Origin of the sequence: Acinetobacter yuyunsongii (assembly GCF_041021915.1) — a bacterium.
Classification (GTDB): Bacteria; Pseudomonadota; Gammaproteobacteria; order Pseudomonadales; family Moraxellaceae; genus Acinetobacter.
The window spans coordinates 2,025,345-2,046,273 of sequence record NZ_CP157435.1 but is presented as its reverse complement, the minus strand read 5'-3'; the positions used below and the strand labels follow the sequence as shown (position 1 = coordinate 2,046,273).

At 39.4% G+C, this 20,929-nt stretch carries 18 protein-coding genes; 13 read left to right on the top strand and 5 right to left on the bottom strand.

What is annotated here, in order from left to right:
- Nucleotides 1-62: 62 nt before the first annotated feature.
- Complete coding sequence (locus ABLB98_RS09820) at nucleotides 63-1,184, bottom strand: hypothetical protein (protein ID WP_348882171.1); 1,122 nt, start codon at nucleotides 1,182-1,184, stop codon at nucleotides 63-65.
- 791 nt (nucleotides 1,185-1,975) lie between these two features.
- On the opposite strand from ABLB98_RS09820, the gene ABLB98_RS09815 reads away from it, so the two are divergent.
- From ABLB98_RS09815 to ABLB98_RS09755, 13 genes are all read left to right on the top strand, one after another.
- Complete coding sequence (locus ABLB98_RS09815; RefSeq protein ID WP_005058237.1) at nucleotides 1,976-2,293, top strand: hypothetical protein; 318 nt, start codon at nucleotides 1,976-1,978, stop codon at nucleotides 2,291-2,293.
- A 63-nt stretch (nucleotides 2,294-2,356) separates the two neighbouring features.
- Nucleotides 2,357-3,406, top strand: coding sequence for a DUF932 domain-containing protein (locus ABLB98_RS09810; RefSeq protein WP_005058238.1), 1,050 nt, complete (start codon nucleotides 2,357-2,359; stop codon nucleotides 3,404-3,406).
- 170 nt (nucleotides 3,407-3,576) lie between these two features.
- Nucleotides 3,577-4,719 (top strand): YqaJ viral recombinase family protein, encoded by a 1,143-nt coding sequence (locus tag ABLB98_RS09805; protein ID WP_005058240.1) that lies wholly within the window; start codon nucleotides 3,577-3,579, stop codon nucleotides 4,717-4,719.
- A 99-nt stretch (nucleotides 4,720-4,818) separates the two neighbouring features.
- Nucleotides 4,819-5,715, top strand: a complete 897-nt coding sequence (locus ABLB98_RS09800; protein WP_005058241.1) for a hypothetical protein — start codon at nucleotides 4,819-4,821, stop codon at nucleotides 5,713-5,715.
- 155 nt (nucleotides 5,716-5,870) lie between these two features.
- On the top strand, nucleotides 5,871-6,323 hold the full coding sequence (locus tag ABLB98_RS09795; protein ID WP_005058242.1) for a hypothetical protein: 453 nt from the start codon (nucleotides 5,871-5,873) through the stop codon (nucleotides 6,321-6,323).
- Between the two features lie 48 nt (nucleotides 6,324-6,371).
- Nucleotides 6,372-7,571 (top strand): TolC family protein, encoded by a 1,200-nt coding sequence (locus ABLB98_RS09790; protein ID WP_005150543.1) that lies wholly within the window; start codon nucleotides 6,372-6,374, stop codon nucleotides 7,569-7,571.
- 10 nt (nucleotides 7,572-7,581) lie between these two features.
- On the top strand, nucleotides 7,582-9,060 hold the full coding sequence (locus tag ABLB98_RS09785) for an efflux RND transporter periplasmic adaptor subunit (RefSeq protein WP_005058244.1): 1,479 nt from the start codon (nucleotides 7,582-7,584) through the stop codon (nucleotides 9,058-9,060).
- Nucleotides 9,061-9,071: 11 nt separating this feature from the next.
- Complete coding sequence (locus ABLB98_RS09780) at nucleotides 9,072-12,200, top strand: efflux RND transporter permease subunit (protein WP_005058246.1); 3,129 nt, start codon at nucleotides 9,072-9,074, stop codon at nucleotides 12,198-12,200.
- Nucleotides 12,201-12,211: 11 nt separating this feature from the next.
- A complete protein-coding gene (locus ABLB98_RS09775; protein ID WP_005058248.1) occupies nucleotides 12,212-12,547 on the top strand; it encodes a hypothetical protein in 336 nt (111 codons plus the stop codon).
- Between the two features lie 41 nt (nucleotides 12,548-12,588).
- The gene (locus ABLB98_RS09770) at nucleotides 12,589-13,302 is read left to right on the top strand and encodes a HupE/UreJ family protein (RefSeq protein ID WP_005058251.1); all 714 of its coding nucleotides are present in this window, start codon (nucleotides 12,589-12,591) and stop codon (nucleotides 13,300-13,302) included.
- An 11-nt stretch (nucleotides 13,303-13,313) separates the two neighbouring features.
- Entirely contained in the window at nucleotides 13,314-13,952 is a 639-nt protein-coding gene (locus tag ABLB98_RS09765; RefSeq protein ID WP_005058253.1) for a hypothetical protein, read from the top strand.
- Between the two features lie 81 nt (nucleotides 13,953-14,033).
- On the top strand, nucleotides 14,034-15,341 hold the full coding sequence (locus ABLB98_RS09760; protein WP_005058254.1) for an MFS transporter: 1,308 nt from the start codon (nucleotides 14,034-14,036) through the stop codon (nucleotides 15,339-15,341).
- A gap of 88 nt (nucleotides 15,342-15,429) precedes the next feature.
- Nucleotides 15,430-15,555, top strand: coding sequence for a YHYH domain-containing protein (locus ABLB98_RS09755; protein WP_000733641.1), 126 nt, complete (start codon nucleotides 15,430-15,432; stop codon nucleotides 15,553-15,555).
- A gap of 50 nt (nucleotides 15,556-15,605) precedes the next feature.
- On the opposite strand, the gene chrA is transcribed toward ABLB98_RS09755, so the two are convergent.
- The 4 genes from chrA to ABLB98_RS09735 form a co-directional block, all read right to left on the bottom strand.
- Nucleotides 15,606-16,958, bottom strand: a complete 1,353-nt coding sequence (chrA, locus tag ABLB98_RS09750; protein ID WP_005058256.1) for a chromate efflux transporter — start codon at nucleotides 16,956-16,958, stop codon at nucleotides 15,606-15,608.
- Between the two features lie 11 nt (nucleotides 16,959-16,969).
- On the bottom strand, nucleotides 16,970-17,881 hold the full coding sequence (locus ABLB98_RS09745) for a chromate resistance protein ChrB domain-containing protein (protein WP_005150545.1): 912 nt from the start codon (nucleotides 17,879-17,881) through the stop codon (nucleotides 16,970-16,972).
- Between the two features lie 301 nt (nucleotides 17,882-18,182).
- Nucleotides 18,183-19,061, bottom strand: coding sequence for a toll/interleukin-1 receptor domain-containing protein (locus ABLB98_RS09740; protein WP_005058259.1), 879 nt, complete (start codon nucleotides 19,059-19,061; stop codon nucleotides 18,183-18,185).
- Nucleotides 19,062-19,134: 73 nt separating this feature from the next.
- Nucleotides 19,135-20,412: a tyrosine-type recombinase/integrase gene (locus ABLB98_RS09735; RefSeq protein WP_348882169.1), complete on the bottom strand. Its 1,278-nt coding sequence runs from the start codon at nucleotides 20,410-20,412 to the stop codon at nucleotides 19,135-19,137.
- Nucleotides 20,413-20,929: the final 517 nt, after the last annotated feature.

Sequence of the window (20,929 nt, the reverse complement as noted above, 5' to 3'; positions counted from 1 at the left end):
GCCCAACTCTGTGTATTTAATTGTTTGGTCAATCAAACTTTTACTTTTTATAAAAGTGGGAATTACTCATCGATCTTTTTGAATACCTTTTCGATCGGCATGTAGTTTTTCAAGCTAAAATCAAAAGGAATTGGCTTTTTCAGCGACACATCAAATTTCTTTAATGGCGCATTTTCTATGCCGTTGAAATGTTTACGTTGAAAGGACATGGTGCTCGGTTCAAGGATTGCGATCGGTTCATTTAGTGAATCAACTTGAGTGTTGTTGGCTTGATAAATGACTAAGCTATCTAATTCCAACTTATGGTTATTGAAGTTAAAAATGTAACCGACATACTTTTGTCCACCAGCCGTAATGATATTTTGTGCTAACTCTGGCGTGGATGGGGCGGTGAAATTCACAATAAGATCAGATGCGAAATTCATATTCTCAAAATGTAATTGTTTCGAGTCAGCATCGTAGTAAACAAAATTATCAATAGGACCCTTTGGTCGGTCACTCGGTGTATAGCTGCTCGGCATGAACTGACTTTGTGCAGACGTGGCATTTAAACTGAGCTCTAAAAGTTTTAAGTCATAATTTAGATGGGCATTTTTACTGTCCAGTTCTTTTTGAAGTGTCTGAATACGTTGTTGATATTGTGCTGTACTTTCAAATTGATCTTTTAGTGGTGGAATGACCTGCATCGTCGACCTTATATAATTGATGGCTGTATCATGAGCGGCACGTAAGGAGTAGTCATCACCTAAAGCAAATGTGAATGCAGGAAATTGTTGACCTGTATGTCCAATCACCAAAACTTGATTGTTTTTTAAAGCCAGTACATTTCTTAAATCATTGAGAACAGTTTGGAAGTTTACACAGTTTGCACAATAGTCCGCTACATCCGAATTCTCAGCAAACATCTGTAATCCAGAGATGGTTTTATACGGTGGATAAAAAGAAAAATATCCCTCATCTTTGATGAGTTCCTGAAAGCTTTCACCTGTTTGGGTGAGCGGAGGTGTAATTTGATTTCGAGCGATAATTAAAGGAGAAGAAACAGCCTGTGCAGAGGCAGCATCATTCAATGAAATTTTTTCAATCTTTTGAGATAGTTCTTCTTTCTGTACATCATTTTGTTGTGGTTTTGAGCAGCCGACCAACGTAAGGCTGGTGAGTAGCGCAATTGAAACGTATTTCATCCTATTATTTCCCCATCCAATATTTTTAAAGTTTTTAAAAATGAATTATGAAATTGACTGTAATTTCAAATACATTTTGCTTGGCTGTCACAGACCCTAGCTATGCTGTTACTGAGCACAATAAGGACAATCCGAATAAGCCGTACAGTACGCTCCATGATTTTTATCCAGCACAAAACACCACTGACCAAAATGGATGCAACAGTTAATTGATGCCTTGAATCAATCAGGACGTAGCGAAAGCGTGCGATAAATGAATCGGAATAAAATGTCGAAGAGGCGGGGAAAGTGCAGGGGAATAAAGCACAGTAAATTGCGTCATGGTTGACTATTCCTTTTGTAATGAGAAGTAGTCTTACCAAATTACTGTCAAATAATGGTGGCAAGACTAGAAGGGTTGACAGACTGATACAAAAGGAAATCAGCGCACGCAAGCGTGCCCCTCCTAGCCTCACCATAAAGGCGTGACTTAAGAGAACGCACAAAAACCCATATCGCGTTTGTTGTGCGCCTTTTGTAAACGGTCTGTCAAAACCGACTGACGATGTAGGTCAGCCCTAGCATCATAATCGTTGATAAAAAACAGGTCAATTGATCTGTAGACCGAGTATTCAAAAATCACTAAAAAATGATGATAAAAACGCATTCTAAAAAAATACAAATACATAGCATCTAAATGAGAACGATGCCTCTCCATTCGAGACAGCATCAAATAAACGTTTCACATACACAGCAATCATTTTGCCTGCTTTCCCAGCAGGCTTTTTTATTCATTTACAGGAAATACCACAATGAGTTTGCCATGTCCTTATTGCCAGTCCAGAGAGACGGTACAACTGCAATCACCCCAACATTTACCCAGCACCTCAACTAACAATCCAATTTCTAACAGTGTGATGTCACCGATGGCACTTGCCACATTAGGAGTGAGTGTTTCTAAAAGTCTAAACATTCCTCCGATTGCAGGTGCAATCGTTGGGGTGCTGATCGGAGGTATCTGGATGTTGATCACTGAAGATGAACAGCAACAACCACTACAACCAATCTATTGCAGACAGTATTACTGCAATCACTGTGACCGCAGCTTTAGCCCAAATTTACGCAATTGAGTATTCAGCAAAATTTAAATCTAACGCTTTACCCATTTTAAAATTAATACAGGAATTATTCTTATGGCACATTTAGTTGAAACAATGGCATTTGTAGGACAAACCCCTTGGCATGGTTTAGGCAATGAACTTACCCCAAACCAACCCATCGAGGTCTGGGCACAACAAGCAGGAATGGATTGGCGCATCGAATCCTCGGATGTCAGTTACATGGCTCAGAATGAAAAGGGACAAAGCATCATCATGCCTTTTGAAGAACAGCGTGTACTTTACCGTTCTGATACTCATGCACCGTTATCGGTGGTCAGCCAACGCTTTCAGGAAGTGCAACCGATGGAAATCCTACACTTCTATAAAGACCTGACCGAACAATCAGGCTTTGAACTGGAAACAGCAGGGGTGCTGAAAGGTGGCAAGAAATTCTGGGCATTGGCACGGACAGGACAAAGCTCAGCCTTAAAAGGCAAGGATGTCAGCAATGGCTACATTTTATTGGCAACTGCTTGTGATGGTACACTCGCCACTACTGCACAATTCACCAGTATTCGAGTGGTCTGTAACAACACTTTAGCCATTGCCCTCAAAGGACAGCACACCAGTGCAGGTGTGGTGAAAGTCCCACACAGCACTAAGTTTGATGCCGAGAAAGTCAAACAGCAACTGGGTATTTCAGTTCGCGCATGGGATGAACACATGTATGAAATGAAACAACTGAGCCAACGTAAAGTCACCCAACAGGAAGCAGCAGCTTATTTTGATGCGGTGTTTAACAATACCAGTCTGAGTATGGCTGAACAGGATGAAAGTATTATCCAGTTTTACCGTAATGCTGCAACAGCGACTCAAATAAACCCATCCAAAGCAGACAATAAAACCGAACCAAACGGACGTGCCATGTCGAAAGTCATGACCATGTTTAACGGACATGGGCGTGGGGCAGAACTGAGTTCAGCTAAGGATACCGCTTATGGATTATTGTGCGCGATTACCGAGTTCACCGACCATGAACGCCGCGCCATGAGTACCGATCACCGCCTTGATTCTGCTTGGTTTGGCGCAGGGGCAGCGATTAAACAACGCGGTTTGGAACAGGCACTTCGAATGGTGGGTTAAGAAAACTATACCATTCATTCAGTTTTATTTAAGCCCATTTATTTAGCCTAAGCATACGGTAAAGCAAGCCGTACAAGCACAGCAACACCTTTCGCCACATTCTCCAGATGTGGCTTTTTTTATGCCCGAAATTTAGCTTTTACGATTCTACTCATACAGGAATATTCAATATGCATAGCCATACTCAAATTCAAAACAGTTTAAATCATCCACCTTTACAACCTTATTCACCAAACCTGAATCCACCCACCCAAAACTCACCGACTCAGCAAGTTGAGGTGGGAACTCGAAGCAAACGTGACCGACCGAACAAACAGCCACGAAAAACCAAAGCCCCTGTAGCCAAACGTCTTGCCAATACTAAACAGCTCAATTACCAACAATGGCTTGAAGTTCGCAAACAGGGCATTGGCAGTAGTGATGCAGCAACTGCATGTGGATTGAATCCGTATATGTCGATGCTCGAACTATGGATGATTAAGACAGGACGGATGCAACAAAACATTGAAGATGAAAGTGCAGGCTATGCGCCTTTGTACTGGGGTAAACAGCTTGAGCCGTTGGTGGCAGAATACTACAGCATGCATACCAACCATAAAGTACGTCGAGTCAATGCGGTGCTGCAACATCCTGATGAAGACAAGTATTTTATGCTCGCCAATTTGGATTATGCCGTGGTAGGCAATGGCGAAGTGCAGATTTTGGAATGTAAAACCGTTGGAGAATATGGCTCAAAACTATGGAGAGATGGTGTACCACTGTATGTCCTCTGCCAAGTTCAGCATCAATTAGCCGTGACAGGCAAACAGGCAGCGCATATCTGTGCCTTGATCTGTGGACATGAAACCAAAATCTATAAAGTGACACGCAACGAAACCGTGATCCAGCACATCATTAATGCGGAACGTCACTTCTGGCAATGTGTGGAATCAGATATTCCACCGAGTGTAGATGCGTCAGATTCAGCAGCCAAAGCCTTGCAACAACTCTACCCAGAGCAGATTCCACTATTGGTGGAAGACTTGACCCAAAATGAACAAGCCAACTATCTGTTTAACCAATTGCTTGAGGAGCGACATAAGGTTGAGCAGCATCAACAGTATTTTGATGAACTCAAACATCAACTGCAAATACTGATGAAAGAAGCAGAGCGAGCGGTATTTACAGGTGGCTCTGTCACATGGAAGAAATCGCAGGACTCGATCAGCCTAGACAGTAAGTCCTTATTGAAACAGCATCCTGAATACCTACAGCAGTTTCCGCAAACCAAAGCAGGAACACGACGCTTTCAGATTTATCCGAATGGTGGATAAGACAGCTACGCATATCCCAAATTCAACTAAACCAACTGATCCCATACCTCAAAAGGTGTGGGATTTTTTATGCCCAATTTTTATTTAAAGGAAATGATCATGATTAAAGGTTTAGCAATTACACCACCAGTTTTAGGTCGTATCAGTATCGGAAAGATCATCGAAAAGAATGGTAAACGACTCCCTGAAAAGGATGACCAATTTACCATTACCAGTCAAATTCAAGGAAAAGATGGATGGGTCAAGCATCCACTGGATGAACAACTACGAGCTAAAGCACAAAACCAAAAACTCAGAACCATACCTGTACGGATGATCTTCAATGATCCTGATCTCAACTTAAGAGCAGAGTACAGCCTATTTGACCGCCAAACTGGACGTTTAATTTGCTCAGGCAACGGTGAAAGCTGTCAGCGACTTGGACAACATGGGATTGAGCAACATCCATGTCCATCTCCAGATTTATGCCCATTGGCACAAGGTGGATTGTGCAAGCCCTACGGACGACTTTACGTCAATCTGGATGAATCGGATGAGTTTGGCACATTCATCTTTAGAACCACAGGCTTTAACAGTATCCGCACTTTGGCGGCACGGTTGCGTTATTACCATGCCGCATCGGGTGATTTGCTTTCGTGCCTGCCATTGCAACTCACTTTACGAGGCAAGAGCACCACGCAAAGCTATCGCACGCCGATCTACTACGTGGATTTAACCTTAAGGGATGGCATAAACCTGAAAGATGCAATTAGCTCAGCCAAACAGATAGATGAGCAAAGTAAGGCAGCAGGGTTTTATCAGGAAGCTTTAGATCATGTGGCACGGCAGGGCTATGGCAATGCCAGTTTTGAGGTGGGTGGTGAAGAGGGCTTGGATATTGTTGAGGAGTTTTATACGGATGAAACGAAGCCAGAGCAGCATCAACAATCTTATGATCTCACTCATGTTCAGGATATTCAGAAAGGGTTGCAGCAGTCGGTGCAGGCTTTGAATTGAAATGAATTTAATTAGAAAAGAGTACTCGTACTCTTTTTTTGCAGATTTTGGTCTGTAGATAAGAAGATATTCACTTCTAGAATATCTGAGAGATGGATTTACTTTAATAACGCTTTTTAGTATTTTGTTAGCAAATCAGAAGTATGTCCATCGTCATGCGTTCAAGTAGGTTGTCTAAGCTTATACTCGCATTTATCCTGTTTTTGTTTACGATAACAATTACGGGAGTTCATGCGTGGGCACCTGTTTTACTTGAAAATATTGAACACCAACATGAATTAAGTATTGTTGTGGAAGATGATGCATCAAGTCATTGGTCTTTGCAGCACTCAGGTGATTCTTTTACAAGTATGACTGATCATGATGTAGAAACACACACTTGGAAGAATTTTGATGAGCCAATCTACCATCACTCGGTGAAGCCTATTTCTTCTGATAGTGATCTAAGCATAGACCCTGTGTTTATTCTAAGTTTTATCACTGCTCTTATTTTTCTGTTCCTAAAGTTATCTGAACATCAGATTCGGGTATTTGACTTTAGAAAAAGAATATTTATTTTACGTAATTCTTATACCTATACAAAAGCTCTTATTGTTCTAAGAAATTGATTTTTATATACAAAAAATAATTATTCATTTTTTTGTATAGGTAAAGTCATGTCTAAAATTTATCAGCTATTCCTTAGCTGTGGTTTTGTAGTAACGGCAGCAAACGCATTTGCGGAAACGAATTATGCTGAACTACAAAAGCAGGTTATCGCAAGTGATGCTGTACTCAATAGCCTACAGCAGTCCGAGCAAGCTTATGAAATCAACCAAAAGTTTGCTGGCAGATTAAATAATCCTACTTTCAATGTGGAGTTGGATAATCTTGGTAATTCCAAATTGAAGGGTTTGGATGGCTCAACAACCTTGTTAGGGTTGTCACAAGAGATTCCTCTTAGTAATAAACTCTCCTTGAGAAAGCAAATTGCGAGTTTTCAAGGTGATCGTAATCAGTTCGAAATAGCAAAGCGTCAGGCTGAACTCAAAGCAGATTTAAGAATCTGTATGGCGAACTGGTATGTGGCAACTCAACGTGCTGAAGTTTATTCAACAGAAAGCAAGTTTAATGCAAGACAAGCCAATGTTCTTTCGGAAAGGCTCAAGTTTGGGCGAGTCATTCCTTCGGATGCTCAGCTCAGTGCAGCACTTTCATCTGAATCAAAACTACGTTATCAAAATGAAGTGAAAAAGGGGCAGTTTCAGAAGAATCTGTGCTCTAAGTTCACATCGAATCTACCAAGTAACGCTTTAGAAGTTCCTCTAAGTTTTAATTTCACAGACAAAATTAGTTTGGCTGAGCAAGAAGCGTTTCTGAGTTCAAAATTGAAAAAGACACAATTTGAACTCGCTCGTAAAGAAGCAATACCTGATATCACTTTGGGTGTTGGGGTCAAAAACTATCAAGAAACCAATGACAAGGTATTCCAAGTTTCAACCTCAATACCACTCAATATCTTCAACCGAAATAAAGGCAATATTGCGATTGCCCAAGCGGAACAGATGAAAGCTGAAACGCAGTCTGTATGGGTTAGCCGTAATTCTAAAATTGAACTGGAAAACAAGTCCATTGAGGTTTCTAACTTAATCGATGTGATCCACCAATATGATCAAACCGTTTTGCCCGCAACCAATGAAAGTCTTCGCATTGCAGAGATGGGATACCAAGCAGGGAAAAACTCGTTACTTGAGTTCAATAGCATTAAGCAAATTTGGTTAGACAAACATCTTGCTCGATTCGATTTGTGGTTGGCTTTGCAGACAGAAATTGCAGAAGTCGAGCGCAACTACATTACTCATTTAGATCAAGAATAAGGGCAAGAATATGAATAAACCAACCAATACTTTAATGGCTACGGGCATTATTGCCTTGCTTGTCGTGTTATGTGCTGTGGCATGGTACAAGACAGGTCAAAAGACTCAGTCTTCTTCAGCACATGGGGAAGCAACAGAAGTAAAAGTTGCAGTAGCAGGTGACGAGAAAGGACCTCATGGTGGACGTTTATATCGTGATGGCGATTTCTCAGCGGAAGTGAAAATCTTTGAGCAGGGCGTAGAACCACATCTCCGTGTTTATGGGTATTTCAAAGATAAACCGCTTAAACCTGAAGCATTAACGGCAAATGTCTACATCAAACGTTTGGATGCAGAGCAAAATATTCAATTTAAACCAGAGAGTGATTACTTGATCGGTAATGAAATTGTCTATGAACCACATTCATTTTTAATGATTGTCAACGTTGATTATCAAGGTAAAAAACATACGTGGAAATGGGACACCAAAGAAGGTCGTGTCACCATGTTGGACAGTAGTATCAAGAGCAGTGGTTTAGAGCTCCTAAAAGTTGAATCCATGATGTTTGAAAATGCTTTAGAGTTAAAGGGAGAATTGAAGTTCCCTGATAATTTTGAAAGTTTTATCACACCGAAAGCAAGTGGAACACTCATCAAAACATATCGCACGATTGGCGATAAAGTAAGTCAAGGTGATTTATTAGCTACAGTACAAAGCCAAGACTTGATCCGCTTAAATGCTGAGCGTTCTATTGCAGTAGATAATTTGCAATTTGCACGTAAAAAGATGGAGCAAGAGCGAACGTTATTTCAAAAACGAGTATCGCCTGAAATTGACTACATTAATGCAAAGCGTGAATTTGATAATGCTCAGATTCGTGCCAATGAACTGAACAATTTAATCAGCTCTTATGGTGGTTCAGGCAACGGTACAATTGAAGTTCGGGCTGCGATGTCTGGCACAGTCTTACAAGTGCTAGGGGCAGTTGGATCAAATGTCACACCAGCTTCGCCAATATTTAAAATTGCCAATACATCTCAGTTACTTGCAGTAGTCAATGTTCCTGCGGATAAGCTGAATACAATTAACCCGAATGCTAAGGTGACTGTAAAACCTCAAATTCAATCAGGCACAGAAGAAGCATTGGGGACGATCAAATACATCAGTGATATCATTGATCCAAAAACACGTACTGCTCAAGTCTTTGTTGAAATTGCCAACCAATTTAAATGGCGTTCAGGTCAATTGATCACCGCACATATTTTTGAAAATCAAAGCTTGAAGCCTATGGTGGTTCGTGAAGATGCTTTACAAAACTTCCGTGATTGGGATGTGGTGTTCATTCGTGTAGGCAATGATTTTGAAGCACGTCCATTAGAGTTGGGTGAAAAATATAACGGGTTTGTTGAAGTTAAGTCAGGCTTAAAAGCAGGTCAGGTTTATGCGGCAGGCAATTCTTATTTATTAAAAGCAGAGCTAGGTAAATCTGGCGCTACTCATGATCATTAAGGGGTAGTACTATGTTTGACCAAATTGTTAAGCTTTCGATTAAGAATCGTTGGCTTGTACTGATCGTCTTCCTATTCGTAGCTGCATTGGGTGTTTATAACTATTTTAAACTACCTATTGATGCTGTTCCTGATATCACAAATGTACAAGTCCAAATCAACAGTGAAGCACAAGGCTTGTCTCCTATGGAGATGGAGTCACAAGTCACTTACCCGATTGAAACAGCTTTGGCAGGTATCCCTAATCTTGAATATACACGTTCTGTGTCGAGATACGGTTTATCTCAGGTCACGGCGATATTCAAGGAGGGGACGGACATCTATTTTGCCCGTCAAATTGTCAATGAAAAATTGCAAGGCGTGACACCAACACTACCAAGCGGCATATCGACTTCAATGGGACCTGTTTCTACAGGGCTTGGCGAGATCTTCATGTATACAGTTGAGAATGCCAAGAATAGTCTAAACCCACTTTCACCCACTGAATTAAGAACCTTGCAAGATTGGGTCATTAAACCTCAGCTTCGAAATGTAGAGGGTGTGAATGAAATCAATACTATTGGTGGCTATCTAAAACAATTTGTTGTTCAACCTGATTATGCTTATTTGCGTAGTATAGGGCTGGATCAGAAAGCTATTTTAGAGGCGATCTCTAAGAACAGCATGAACAAAGGTTCAGGGTACATTGAGAAAAATGGTGAGCAGTATTTAATCCGTTCTGATTCTCAAATTAACTCGATTGAACAAATCCAAAATATTCCGATCACGACGAGCAATGGTTATATCCTCAGATTGAAAGACGTTGCAAAAATATCGATTGGTCATGAATTACGGACAGGTGCTGCGACCAAAGATGGGCAAGAAATTGTACTGGGTACAGCGTTCATGCTTATTGGCGAAAACTCTCGAAATGTTGCTCATGCTGTAGATCAAAAGCTACAACAGGTTCAAAAGTCGCTACCTGAAGGTGTTGAAGCGAAAGCAGTCTACAACCGAACAACTTTAGTTGATGCAACGATTCAGACAGTGAAGAAGAATTTACTTGAAGGTGCAATTCTGGTCATTGTGGTACTTTTTCTTTTTCTTGGACATTTCCGAGCAGCCTTGATTACGGCGATGGTGATTCCATTATCCATGTTGATGACAATTACAGGCATGGTTAACCAAAAGATCAGTGCCAATTTAATGAGTTTAGGTGCACTCGATTTCGGAATTATTGTTGATGGTGCGGTGGTTATTGTCGAGGCATCTCTCGCTAAATTAGCCATGAAGCAAAAAGAGTTAGGACGTATTCTGACTCAAAAAGAACGTTTTACGACTGTGTTTGAAGCAACAAAGGAATCTCGAAAAGCGATTCTTTATGGTCAATTGATCATTATTTTGGTTTATCTGCCTGTGATGACTTTGACTGGTGTTGAAGGCAAGATGTTTACACCAATGGCTGCAACGGTAGTTATGGCTTTAGTTGGTGCAATGATTCTGTCAATTACGTTTGTCCCTGCAATGGTGGCATTAGTTACTACAGGTGAAATTAAAGAAGAAGAGTCAAAGATTGTTCATTTTATTAAGAAATTGTATAGCCCAATTTTAGATTGGTCTTTAAATCACAGATATTTACTGATCGCCTTTGTCTCAATATTCTTTATATTCAGTGCAAGTCTTTCAACTCGTTTAGGTTCAGAATTTATACCTTCTTTAGATGAGGGGGATGTGGCATTACATGCTTTGCGTATCCCAGGTACTTCATTAACTCAAGCCGTTGAAATGCAATACACGCTTGAAAAAGAAATTGTGAAAATTTCTGAAGTTCAGACCATGTTTGCCAAAGTTGGAACAGCAGAAATCGCCACTGACCCAGTTCCACCCAATGTGGCTGATAACTTTGTCATGTTGAAGCCACGTAGCGAGTGGCCAAATCCAAAGAAACCAAAAGCGGAAGTCGTTGCAGATATTGAACGAGTAGCTAAAGGTGTTTATGGAAATAATTACGAGTTCACTCAGCCGATTCAAATGCGCTTTAACGAACTTATTTCAGGTGTCCGTACCGATGTTGCTGTGAAAATATATGGTGATGATCTAGGTCAACTACTTGAATCAGCAAACGCTGCCGCTAAAATTTTAGAGGGAGTGAATGGTACTGCTGACTTGAAAGTTGAACAGATGACGGGTTTACCCATGGTATCTGTCGAGCTGAAAAAAGACATGATTGCCAACTATGGGCTTGATGCTGAGGATGTACAGCAACAGGTTTCTAGCCTCATCACTGGTGAGACAGCAGGTAAGGTATTTGAAGGTGATCGAAAGTTCGATATTGTTGTTCGAATGGATCAAAACTCTGTCACAGACTTAGAAAAACTCTATCAAGTTCCTGTGAATCTGCCTGATGGTTCAAGTGTACTTTTATCAGAATTGATCGAGTTAAAAAATGTTCAAGGACCAAACCAAATTTCTCGTGAGAATGGTAAGCGTCGTATCGTCATCACAGCAAATGTCCGTGGTACAGATATTGGTAGTTACATTGCAGAAGCACAATCTAAGCTGAATGCAGATTTTAAATTACCAGAAGGCTACTGGCTGACTTGGGGGGGTACATTTGAACAAATGGAGTCTGCATCGAATCGACTCATGGTTGTTGTTCCAATTGCTTTAATTCTGATCTTTGCCATGATCTACATGGCTTTAGGTAATGTTAGAAACAGTGTCTTGGTATTCACAGGCGTACCATTTGCATTAACAGGTGGTGTGATCGCTTTAGCTTTACGGGATATTCCATTCTCAATTTCTGCTGCCGTCGGCTTTATCGCATTGTCAGGTGTGGCTGTGCTGAATGGCTTAGTTCTTGTTTCTGCCATTCAAAGGCTTCGAGTGCAAGGGGAAAGTGTCATTGATGCGGTGAGACATGGTGCAATGGAACGACTTCGCCCTGTGTTGATTACAGCCTTAGTGGCTTCTCTAGGCTTTATCCCAATGGCTTTAAACGTAGGTATTGGTTCTGAAGTTCAACGTCCAATTGCAACTGTCGTTATTGGTGGGATTATTTCATCAACCTTACTGACTTTGATTATTTTGCCGACCTTATATGTGTGGTTTAACCAAGGTTGGTCAAGAAAATCAAACGATGCTACTGAACAGGTTGTTTAGGGGCATCTTTAATGACAAATATATTGCGAGATAAACAAAGCAAATTTGTGATGATGTGGCTAGTCTGCATGATCAGTCTCGCTTTATGTTTGCACTTTAATGAGCATGTAACTGAAAATGAATTTCAGAGACACGTTTCAATTGACGCAATTCATTCTCATCATCATGAGGTCAGCCAACAACATTCACATGGTCATCAGGATAACTACTATGAACATTTTGTTGGTTATGACGTACTTAAATCGATTGCTTTAGCTCATCTATTAAAGGGGATATCGATTCTAGATTGGTGTAAAGAATATGTTTTTTTGATGATAAGCCGTATTTTTAAACCGCCCAAAAAGTGAATGGATTTTCAATTCATTTTAAATTTTGGAGTTTGATATACATGCAAATTATTGATTCACACATTGTGAAATTAAGTGCTTACATAAAGCGATTACTTACTTTATTCATTACATTGGCAAGTCCTACACTTTTTGCTCATGGTGTAGCAGAAGGTGATAAGGGCTACATTCAAGAAATTTATGGCGTTCATGTGATTCCATTCATCTATTTGGGTGCTAAGCATATGGTCACTGGATATGACCATTTATTATTTCTTGTTGGCATTATCTTCTTTTTATATCGAATGAAAGATATCGGCTTGTACGTCAGCCTATTTGCACTTGGGCATTCGATTACCATGCTCGTGGGTGTTTATTACAATATCTCGATAAATGCTTACATCATTGATGCAATCATTGGTTTTTCAATTGTTTATAAGGCTCTTGATAACTTGGGGGCTTATCAGCGTTGGTTTGGTTTTCAACCAAACACGAAAGTAGCGACTTTAATTTTTGGTCTGATTCATGGTTTTGGACTCGCAGTAAAAATTCAGGAGTATGAAGTTCCGAGTGATGGACTGTTGGCAAATTTAATCTCATTCAATATTGGGGTTGAATTAGGTCAGTTTATGGCTCTGTGCATCATCATGTTATTGATGACGTTTTGGAGAAAGACATCGTATTTCTTTAAAACAGCCTATCAAAGCAATGTCTTCCTCATGTTCCTCGGTTTTTTACTTGTTGGCTATCAACTTACTGGCTTCATTACTCAATAAGGATCTAAATTATGTATAACGCTGAAATTCCAAAAGATATCGAATTACCTTCATCAAGAAAGTTAATTAAATCAACAGCGATAGCTGCCGTTAGTGCTGTGGTCGTGTTGGTTACCTGTGTCATGCCTGCGGAGTATGCGATTGATCCGACGGGTATAGGTAAAGTGCTTGGCTTAACGAAAATGGGTGAAATCAAACAATCACTCGCTCAAGAATCAGTGAATGGTCTCAATGCTCAACAGGTAGTGAATAGTGCTGAAGAAATGTCAGTAGAAACTCCGACTCAAACGGCAATTGATACTGTTCAGATGACCATGCCTGCGATTAATAAAGAGAGCATTAGTATTGAGTTAAAACCTGGGCAGGCAACAGAGGTAAAACTAACAATGCCACAAAGTGCAAGTGTCAACTTTGATTGGAAAGCTGTAGGAGGTGGTCTTAACTATGATACTCATGGTGATCCCGTAAATGCCCCTAAAGGGTTCTATCATGGCTATGGAAAAGGCAAGAATGAGACAACTCAACAAGGTGTCTTAAAAGCAGCTTTTGATGGTAAACATGGTTGGTTCTGGCGTAACCGTACAGAAAATCCAGTGACTGTAACTCTACTTGTAGAAGGACAGTTTAGTGAAATGAAGAAAGTCTTTTAAGCTTTAATCAATCTCCTTGGAATAGTCTTCCAAGGAGATTTAATCGTTATAGATGTCAGATTCTAAAAAGGAATCCATAAAATGCTAGAAGTACTAAAAAATACCACATATCGGCATTTGTTCTTGGCCCAAGTGATTGCACTCATTGGAACAGGGTTAATCACGATCGCCCTAGCTTTACAGGCATACGATATTGCCAAGGGAGAAGCTGCTCAAGTTCTTGGTATTGCTTTGGCAATTAAGATGATTGCTTATATCGGTGTAGCACCTATAGCATCAGCATTTGCAGAGCGCTTACCAAGAAAACAGGTATTGGTTGGATTAGATATTATCCGAGCATTAACAGCTTTGTGCCTACCATTTGTGACACAAATCTGGCAAATCTATATTCTCATTTTTATTCTGCAATCTGCATCTGCTGCATTTACGCCAACATTTCAGGCAATGATTCCAGATGTTCTGCCTGAAGAAAAAGACTATACCAATGCTTTGTCATTGTCTCGACTAGCCTATGATTTAGAAAACATTATCAGCCCAATGTTGGCAGGTTTCTTACTCACTGTCATGAGCTACCATAATCTGTTTTTAGGAACAGTATTAGGTTTTATCGGTTCTGCTTTGTTTGTGGTAAGTGCAAAATTACCAGTCGCCAAAGTGCCTGAGTTTAGAGGTGTTTATAGCCGTATAAAGCAGGGAGCTAAAATTTATTTTAATACGCCGAGACTTAAGGCGTTGCTTGCTTTAAATTTAGCTATTGCTTCGGCGAGTGCTGTTGTGATTGTAAATACTGTTGTATTGGTTCAATCGACATTTAAACTTACCGAAAATGCAACGACATGGGCATTTGGTCTTTTTGGACTTGGGTCAATGTTATCTGCTTTTGTTTTACCAAAGATATTGGATAAATTTCCTGATAGATCAGTCATGTTGACGGGAACAACAATTCTTGTCATTGGACTATTCAGTGGTTCTTTGATTGCATCTTATAATGGTTTGTTAGCACTTTGGTTTGTCCTTGGTATTGGATATTCAGTTTCACAAACACCTACAGGTCGCTTGATTCGTAAGTCTGCATCAAGTGAGAATAGAACATCATTGTTTGCCGCCCAATTTGCTTTCTCTCATGCTTGTTGGCTGATCACTTATCCATTGGTTGGATGGTTGAGTACGAATATAGGCACATTACAGACTTTTATTCCGATGGCTGTTATTGCGATTATTGCTCTCATTCTTGCATTATGCTTATGGACAACTAAAGATGAAGATTTTCTAGCACATAGCCATGATGATTTACCCGCAGACCACGAACATGTGATTCAGCATCAAATTAATGGTGTACATGTGCATGAGTATGTGATTGATGACCATCATCAAAAATGGCCTAAATAATTCTTTTCGACTAATGGCTTAGAAGTAAATCGTTTGTTTGTTGTACAATTTCAAACTTGTTTTATCGTTCAATAAAAAGGGAAACAATATGAAAAAACTAATCTTGGTATGTTTAATGGGGCTTGCGGTAACAAATGCTTTTGCTCATTCAGGTGGTACTGATTCTTCAGGATGCCACACGAATAGTAAAACAGGGGATCGTCACTGCCACTAATGGTATAAAAAAAGGAAGCTAAGCTTCCTTTTTTATTAAAAATTATAAGTTTACGCACCAATGTACAAAATCAAACCACAGAATGCCGAAGCTAAAATGACATACATGACTTTGACTTCAAAATGGAACAAGGCGATGAATGCTGCAATCGCAATAACCATTGCTTCATAGTTGAATGGATGATCGAATCCATTTGGCCATAAAACGTGGTAACTGAAGAAAAGTGCAAGATTTAAAATTACACCAACAACAGCGGCAGTGATTGCCGTCAAAGGTGCAGTAAATTTTAATTCATTGTGGGTTGATTCAATCACTGGAGCACCAGCTAGAATAAAAATGAAAGAAAACAGGAAAGTAAACCAAGTCACAATCACAGCACCCAACGCACCTGCCAAGAACAGATGATCATTGCCTAACAGAGCATGATTAAAGCCACCTAAGAATCCTACAAACGCAACAACCATGATCAGAGGACCTGGGGTGCTTTCTCCAAGGGCTAAACCATCGATCATTTGTGTTGGACTCAACCAACCATAAAAATTAACAGCACCTTGATAAACATAAGGTAATACTGCATAAGCACCACCAAATGTGAGCAAAGCAGCTTTTGTAAAGAACCAAGCCATTTGAGTATAAGCATGATCCCAACCAAGCGTTAAAACCAAACTGAAAATTGGGGCAAGCCATAGGATTGCTCCAATCAAAAGTATCTTAGCTAAATGTTTCCAACTAAATATGGCATGTTCTGGGGTAGGTGTATCATCATCAATTAATGCGGGACCATAATCTTTTTTACCTTGCTGATGTGAACCTCCGCCTGTAAAAACGCTTGGATATTTTTTACTTGCTAAATATCCAATGATCGCAGCCGTTAGAACGATTAAGGGGAATGGCAAGTTAAAGAAAAATATAGAGATGAATGCAAGCGCAGCGATTGCCCATAAAAACTTATTTTTCAACGATCGGCTACCAATCCGATATGTCGCATGAAAAACGATAGCAACAACAGCTGGTTTAATCCCATAAAAAAGACCTGCAATAATAGGAACATCACCAAATTTTACATAGACCCATGACAGACCAATCAGGATAAATAGAGAGGGTAATACAAAAAGGATTCCTGCAACTAATCCACCAACGGTTCTATGCATCAACCAACCGATATAGGTTGCTAATTGTTGTGCTTCAGGCCCAGGCAGTAACATGCAGTAGTTGAGAGCATGTAAAAAACGCTTTTCAGAAATCCAACGTTTTTGTTCAACGAGTTCTTGGTGCATAACAGCGATTTGCCCCGCTGGTCCACCAAAACTAATAAACCCCAATTTAAGCCAAAATAAGAAAGCTTGCCAAAAATGAACTGGCTGTGCTGGTTCTTCATGTACAGCGGCTTGTTCTTGTTCCATGATTATTCTCTTTATAGGTTGGCATATAAGCCATCGAAAATGTGATTTGATAAGGCAAATAGGTGGTCATCGTCACTTATCTGGCTTCTAATTCCTTGAATAACCTTTTCAATACCGATTGCTTCGGGAGGCTCAATTCCACCGACATCTAAGTAATGAACAATTTCAGCAATTTTCTTTAATGCAGGTGTTTCTAAATTAAAACTATGTAAAAGAACTTCGAAGGTCACCCAATGATTGACATGACTGAAAGTTGCACCATCAAAATCGAATCCTAATGCTGCTTCTGGGCAGTCACTTGGCATTTCTAACCAAATGAATGTTGGTGAGGTATCAATAAATGTCTTTATTAGCCATGCAGAGGCTAGACGATCAATCCAAGGTCTTTTACGTGTTGCCCAAATTCTGTTTTGATAACTAGCTTTATCTAGAAGTTGAATATGAGCTTGTATCGCTTGAGGCTCATTCACTTCACCAAGACGTGCAATTGAAAGTTCTAATGAAGATAGCTCATTTAAAACCTGTGCTTGAGTCTCATCGGGGTAGAAGTCAATTTCTACAAGCGCATCGATACTTTTTCTCAGTTTACGAACTTGCTTGAGTAGCTCTTTCTTTTCATCTTTAGTCTGTCGATCTCTTAACTCAGAAAGTTGTTTATAGAGAGTGTCGTATTCTTCTTTTCGATTGAAGAAAGGAGCAAGTTCAAGATTTAAGGGTTGCTCAGCATGAAACACATAAGCAGTTCCTTGTTCTGAAATAACATCATTAGCAATAGGGTCAAACTTTTCACTATGCGAAATAGGGAGTAAGTAGACCCCATCTCTTAGAATTGCTGCGCCACTTGCTTTGAGAGATCGCCAGACTCTCATACGAGTGGTTGTGTTCTGCGTAGGCAATGAGGATATGAGTAAGGATATTTTCATGTAATATACTCAACTTATTTGTTTAATATATTACATATAAAAAATTAAAGGGCAAATACAAAGAAGTGATTTCTTATATCAGAAGAAATATTAAAGTGCGGAAATGACTAAAGAGCAGTTGTTTTTTAAGTTTATGATTTTATATAAATTATTTGGTTATATATTGTTTCAGCACACTTCAATATTTGTGAGTTTAGTACTACTTATCAAAAAAATTGTTTAAATTGCAGGGTGTGCAAAAGTTGACTGAGAATTAGGTTCTTTGTAAATCTCAGTCAAAATTTTAACTCTTAGAAGGTGCTTATCGATTTAAGATGACATCAGCTAATTGATGGGCAATTTCCTCAATACTATTTACAGAAGTATTTAAGGCGACTTTATCAGCTAAATTCGGACTATAATCTAAAACATCATTTTTAGTAATTCTGTGCCAAATCGGTAGAATCATTTTGTGACCATTCATTTCACGGGCTACTAAGCCATCAAGTTCATAGTTGGTCCAGTCTTTTTTTATAAAGTCAGTTGAAAGAACAACGGTACCGTATTTAGAGTTTCGGAGACCACTATCAATTTTACGACGCAAACTATCCCCAACTTTTAACGTGAATTCGTCGTACCAAACTTTTACTCCAAGTTGCTGTAATGTCTCTGCAAGTGGTCTGACAAAATCTTCTTTATCTTCTGAAGCGTGTGAAATAAACAAATCATATTCTGGTTCAATCTCAGGTATTGTATTGTTGTAAGATGGTATTGAAACATCAGTAATGTATTGGGTAGAAGCCTTAATAGCATCAATTTCACGTTTCAGTTTCTTTTGATGTTCAATTTCGTCTTTCTGATGTTTTTTAGTCAGAGCCTCTAATTTTTTTCTTTCCAGTATTTCTTCTTTTATAAGGTTCTGTTTTTCTTTCAGTAGCTTATTGTCAATATCAGTTTTCTTCTTTTGCAAGTCTGAAAGTTTTGATTGTATTCGAGCGTTTTCTTGTTCTTTCCGACTAATTTCTGTTAACTTTGTTTTTAATGTAGAAGGGCTAGTTGTCTTCCCGATAGAATTTTGAATTTGTAAAATTTTAGAAATTATATCAGCTCCCTTTTTCTGTTCTAAGCTCATTCGATGGGTAATATCTGCTAACTCCTTATTTAATCTTGTTATGGTACTGCTTATAGTTTGTATTGACATGTTGGCTCAATGATAAATATTAAAGAATAAGATTATTATTTGGTTGGGTTAAATACAAGGTCTATGTATTACGTCATTGTGTAAGCGTAGAGCAATACTCTGCCCAATCAGCCATTAAACCTTTACGCTTTCCTAGATAATTTCCACGTAGATAAGAAGCTTCAACTTTATCTGGCAATTTATGTGCTAACACATGCTCACAAACTTCCCGTGAATAATCCGTTTTATCGGCTGACCAATCACGGAATGTAGAACGGAAACCGTGTGTTGTAACCACACGATTTTGTTTTGGATCAATATAGCCTAAGCCATCTTCTTTAAGCTTCTGCTCATGCATCCGTTTGATCAATGTGGTTAATGACATATCAGAAAGCATTTCTCCAGAACGTGGGGCAGGGAAAATGAAATCTTGTGCTTGAGTATGATTTTTGATTGATTCAAGCAACGTAATGGCTTCTTCAGACAAAGGTACGCGATGTTCCTTTTCTGCTTTCATCCGTTCTTTAGGAATAATCCAAACCTTATTCTTAAAATCAATTTCCTGCCATTTAGCCCCAAAAATCTCACCAGATCGACATGCAGTTAAAATCGCAAATTCCAGAGCTTTAGGGGAAATCCCTTTTTTCTGTCTTAAATGCTGGATAAACTCAGCAACCTGTTCATAAGGCAGGGATGGATGTGGGCGTGATTCCTGCTTTAAGTTACCTAATATAGGTTCAAGATTGCCTTTCCATTCAGCAGGGTTGTCACCCTCAAAATATCCCATAGCCTTGGCATAATCAAAAATGGTTTCTATACGACCACGAATACGTCTGGCTGTTTCATTTTTTTCAATCCAGATTGGTTTGAGAGCTTCAGCAATATCTACTTTGGTAATGGTGCCAATGGTGAGATCACCCAGCGTTGGATAGATATAGGTTTCCAGTGTTGTTGACCATTGTCCGATATGCTTTTGATTTTTGAGTTCACGGGTTTTATTGGCAATAACAACTTTTGCACATTCCATGAATGTTTTATTCCGTAGTTGCTGGACATGCAGCTTTTCAAGCTGTTCCTGTTTATGCACAATAGGATCAATCCCATTTCGTATTTGTAATTTTAATTCAGCGGCTTTGGCACGGGCTTCTGCCAAGGAAACTTCAGGGTAGGGGCCAATACCAATATCACGGCGATGAGGTTTTAATTTTCCATCTTTATCCAGACGTTTTCCCACAACGGCACGTAAAATCCAGACACGGGAATCTCCCTCGACGTTTAAACAAAGACCATCAATGCCGCCTACGTGGTATCGACCAGTCTCTTTAATTCTTGCTACACTGAGTGCGGAAAGCTCTTTGGATTTCTTTGGCATGTCTTTGATTTACCCCTCAACCTACCCCTCATAAAATACTGGAAATGGTAGGATTGGGCAAGATGGCTTAGGACGATTAAAATATTAACCAATTGAAAAATATATATTTATAATATTGTATTGGACTGCTTAGGACTATTGTTAGACGGACACCGCTTCCGCCAAATATTAAAAAAGCCCTTGTTATTACAAGGGCTTTTTTTATCTGTGGTTTTATCCCTCAACCTATACCTCATCAAACTTTGGATTTAATTACATTTGATAGGAGTCTAGAGGACTACTTGGGAATTTGAAATTCCCAAGTTTGAAATTTCGTTGGTTGACTAGAAACTTGATTTAGTAATTGTTTTCAACTTATAGCAAAGTTGTGGTAAATGATGATTTTATATGCTCTGATTCATAGTAGTAATGATTCAAAGGATAGAGCATATGTTTAAAAAATCCTTTCCATTCCTTGAAATTGATATCAGTACGATTGTTGCTTTTAGCGAATAGTTCAAAGCGTTTATCAAGCAGG

Coding starts and splice junctions, on each gene's coding strand:
- ABLB98_RS09735 (WP_348882169.1), bottom strand. CDS start 20,412: ATGCCAAAGAAATCCAAAGAGCTTTCCGCACTCAGTGTAGCAAGAATT.
- ABLB98_RS09770 (WP_005058251.1), top strand. CDS start 12,589: ATGCAAATTATTGATTCACACATTGTGAAATTAAGTGCTTACATAAAG.
- ABLB98_RS09745 (WP_005150545.1), bottom strand. CDS start 17,881: ATGAAAATATCCTTACTCATATCCTCATTGCCTACGCAGAACACAACC.
- ABLB98_RS09755 (WP_000733641.1), top strand. CDS start 15,430: ATGAAAAAACTAATCTTGGTATGTTTAATGGGGCTTGCGGTAACAAAT.
- chrA (WP_005058256.1), bottom strand. CDS start 16,958: ATGGAACAAGAACAAGCCGCTGTACATGAAGAACCAGCACAGCCAGTT.
- ABLB98_RS09785 (WP_005058244.1), top strand. CDS start 7,582: ATGAATAAACCAACCAATACTTTAATGGCTACGGGCATTATTGCCTTG.
- ABLB98_RS09790 (WP_005150543.1), top strand. CDS start 6,372: ATGTCTAAAATTTATCAGCTATTCCTTAGCTGTGGTTTTGTAGTAACG.
- ABLB98_RS09765 (WP_005058253.1), top strand. CDS start 13,314: ATGTATAACGCTGAAATTCCAAAAGATATCGAATTACCTTCATCAAGA.
- ABLB98_RS09815 (WP_005058237.1), top strand. CDS start 1,976: ATGAGTTTGCCATGTCCTTATTGCCAGTCCAGAGAGACGGTACAACTG.
- ABLB98_RS09820 (WP_348882171.1), bottom strand. CDS start 1,184: ATGAAATACGTTTCAATTGCGCTACTCACCAGCCTTACGTTGGTCGGC.
- ABLB98_RS09810 (WP_005058238.1), top strand. CDS start 2,357: ATGGCACATTTAGTTGAAACAATGGCATTTGTAGGACAAACCCCTTGG.
- ABLB98_RS09780 (WP_005058246.1), top strand. CDS start 9,072: ATGTTTGACCAAATTGTTAAGCTTTCGATTAAGAATCGTTGGCTTGTA.
- ABLB98_RS09795 (WP_005058242.1), top strand. CDS start 5,871: ATGCGTTCAAGTAGGTTGTCTAAGCTTATACTCGCATTTATCCTGTTT.
- ABLB98_RS09775 (WP_005058248.1), top strand. CDS start 12,212: ATGACAAATATATTGCGAGATAAACAAAGCAAATTTGTGATGATGTGG.
- ABLB98_RS09740 (WP_005058259.1), bottom strand. CDS start 19,061: ATGTCAATACAAACTATAAGCAGTACCATAACAAGATTAAATAAGGAG.
- ABLB98_RS09800 (WP_005058241.1), top strand. CDS start 4,819: ATGATTAAAGGTTTAGCAATTACACCACCAGTTTTAGGTCGTATCAGT.
- ABLB98_RS09760 (WP_005058254.1), top strand. CDS start 14,034: ATGCTAGAAGTACTAAAAAATACCACATATCGGCATTTGTTCTTGGCC.
- ABLB98_RS09805 (WP_005058240.1), top strand. CDS start 3,577: ATGCATAGCCATACTCAAATTCAAAACAGTTTAAATCATCCACCTTTA.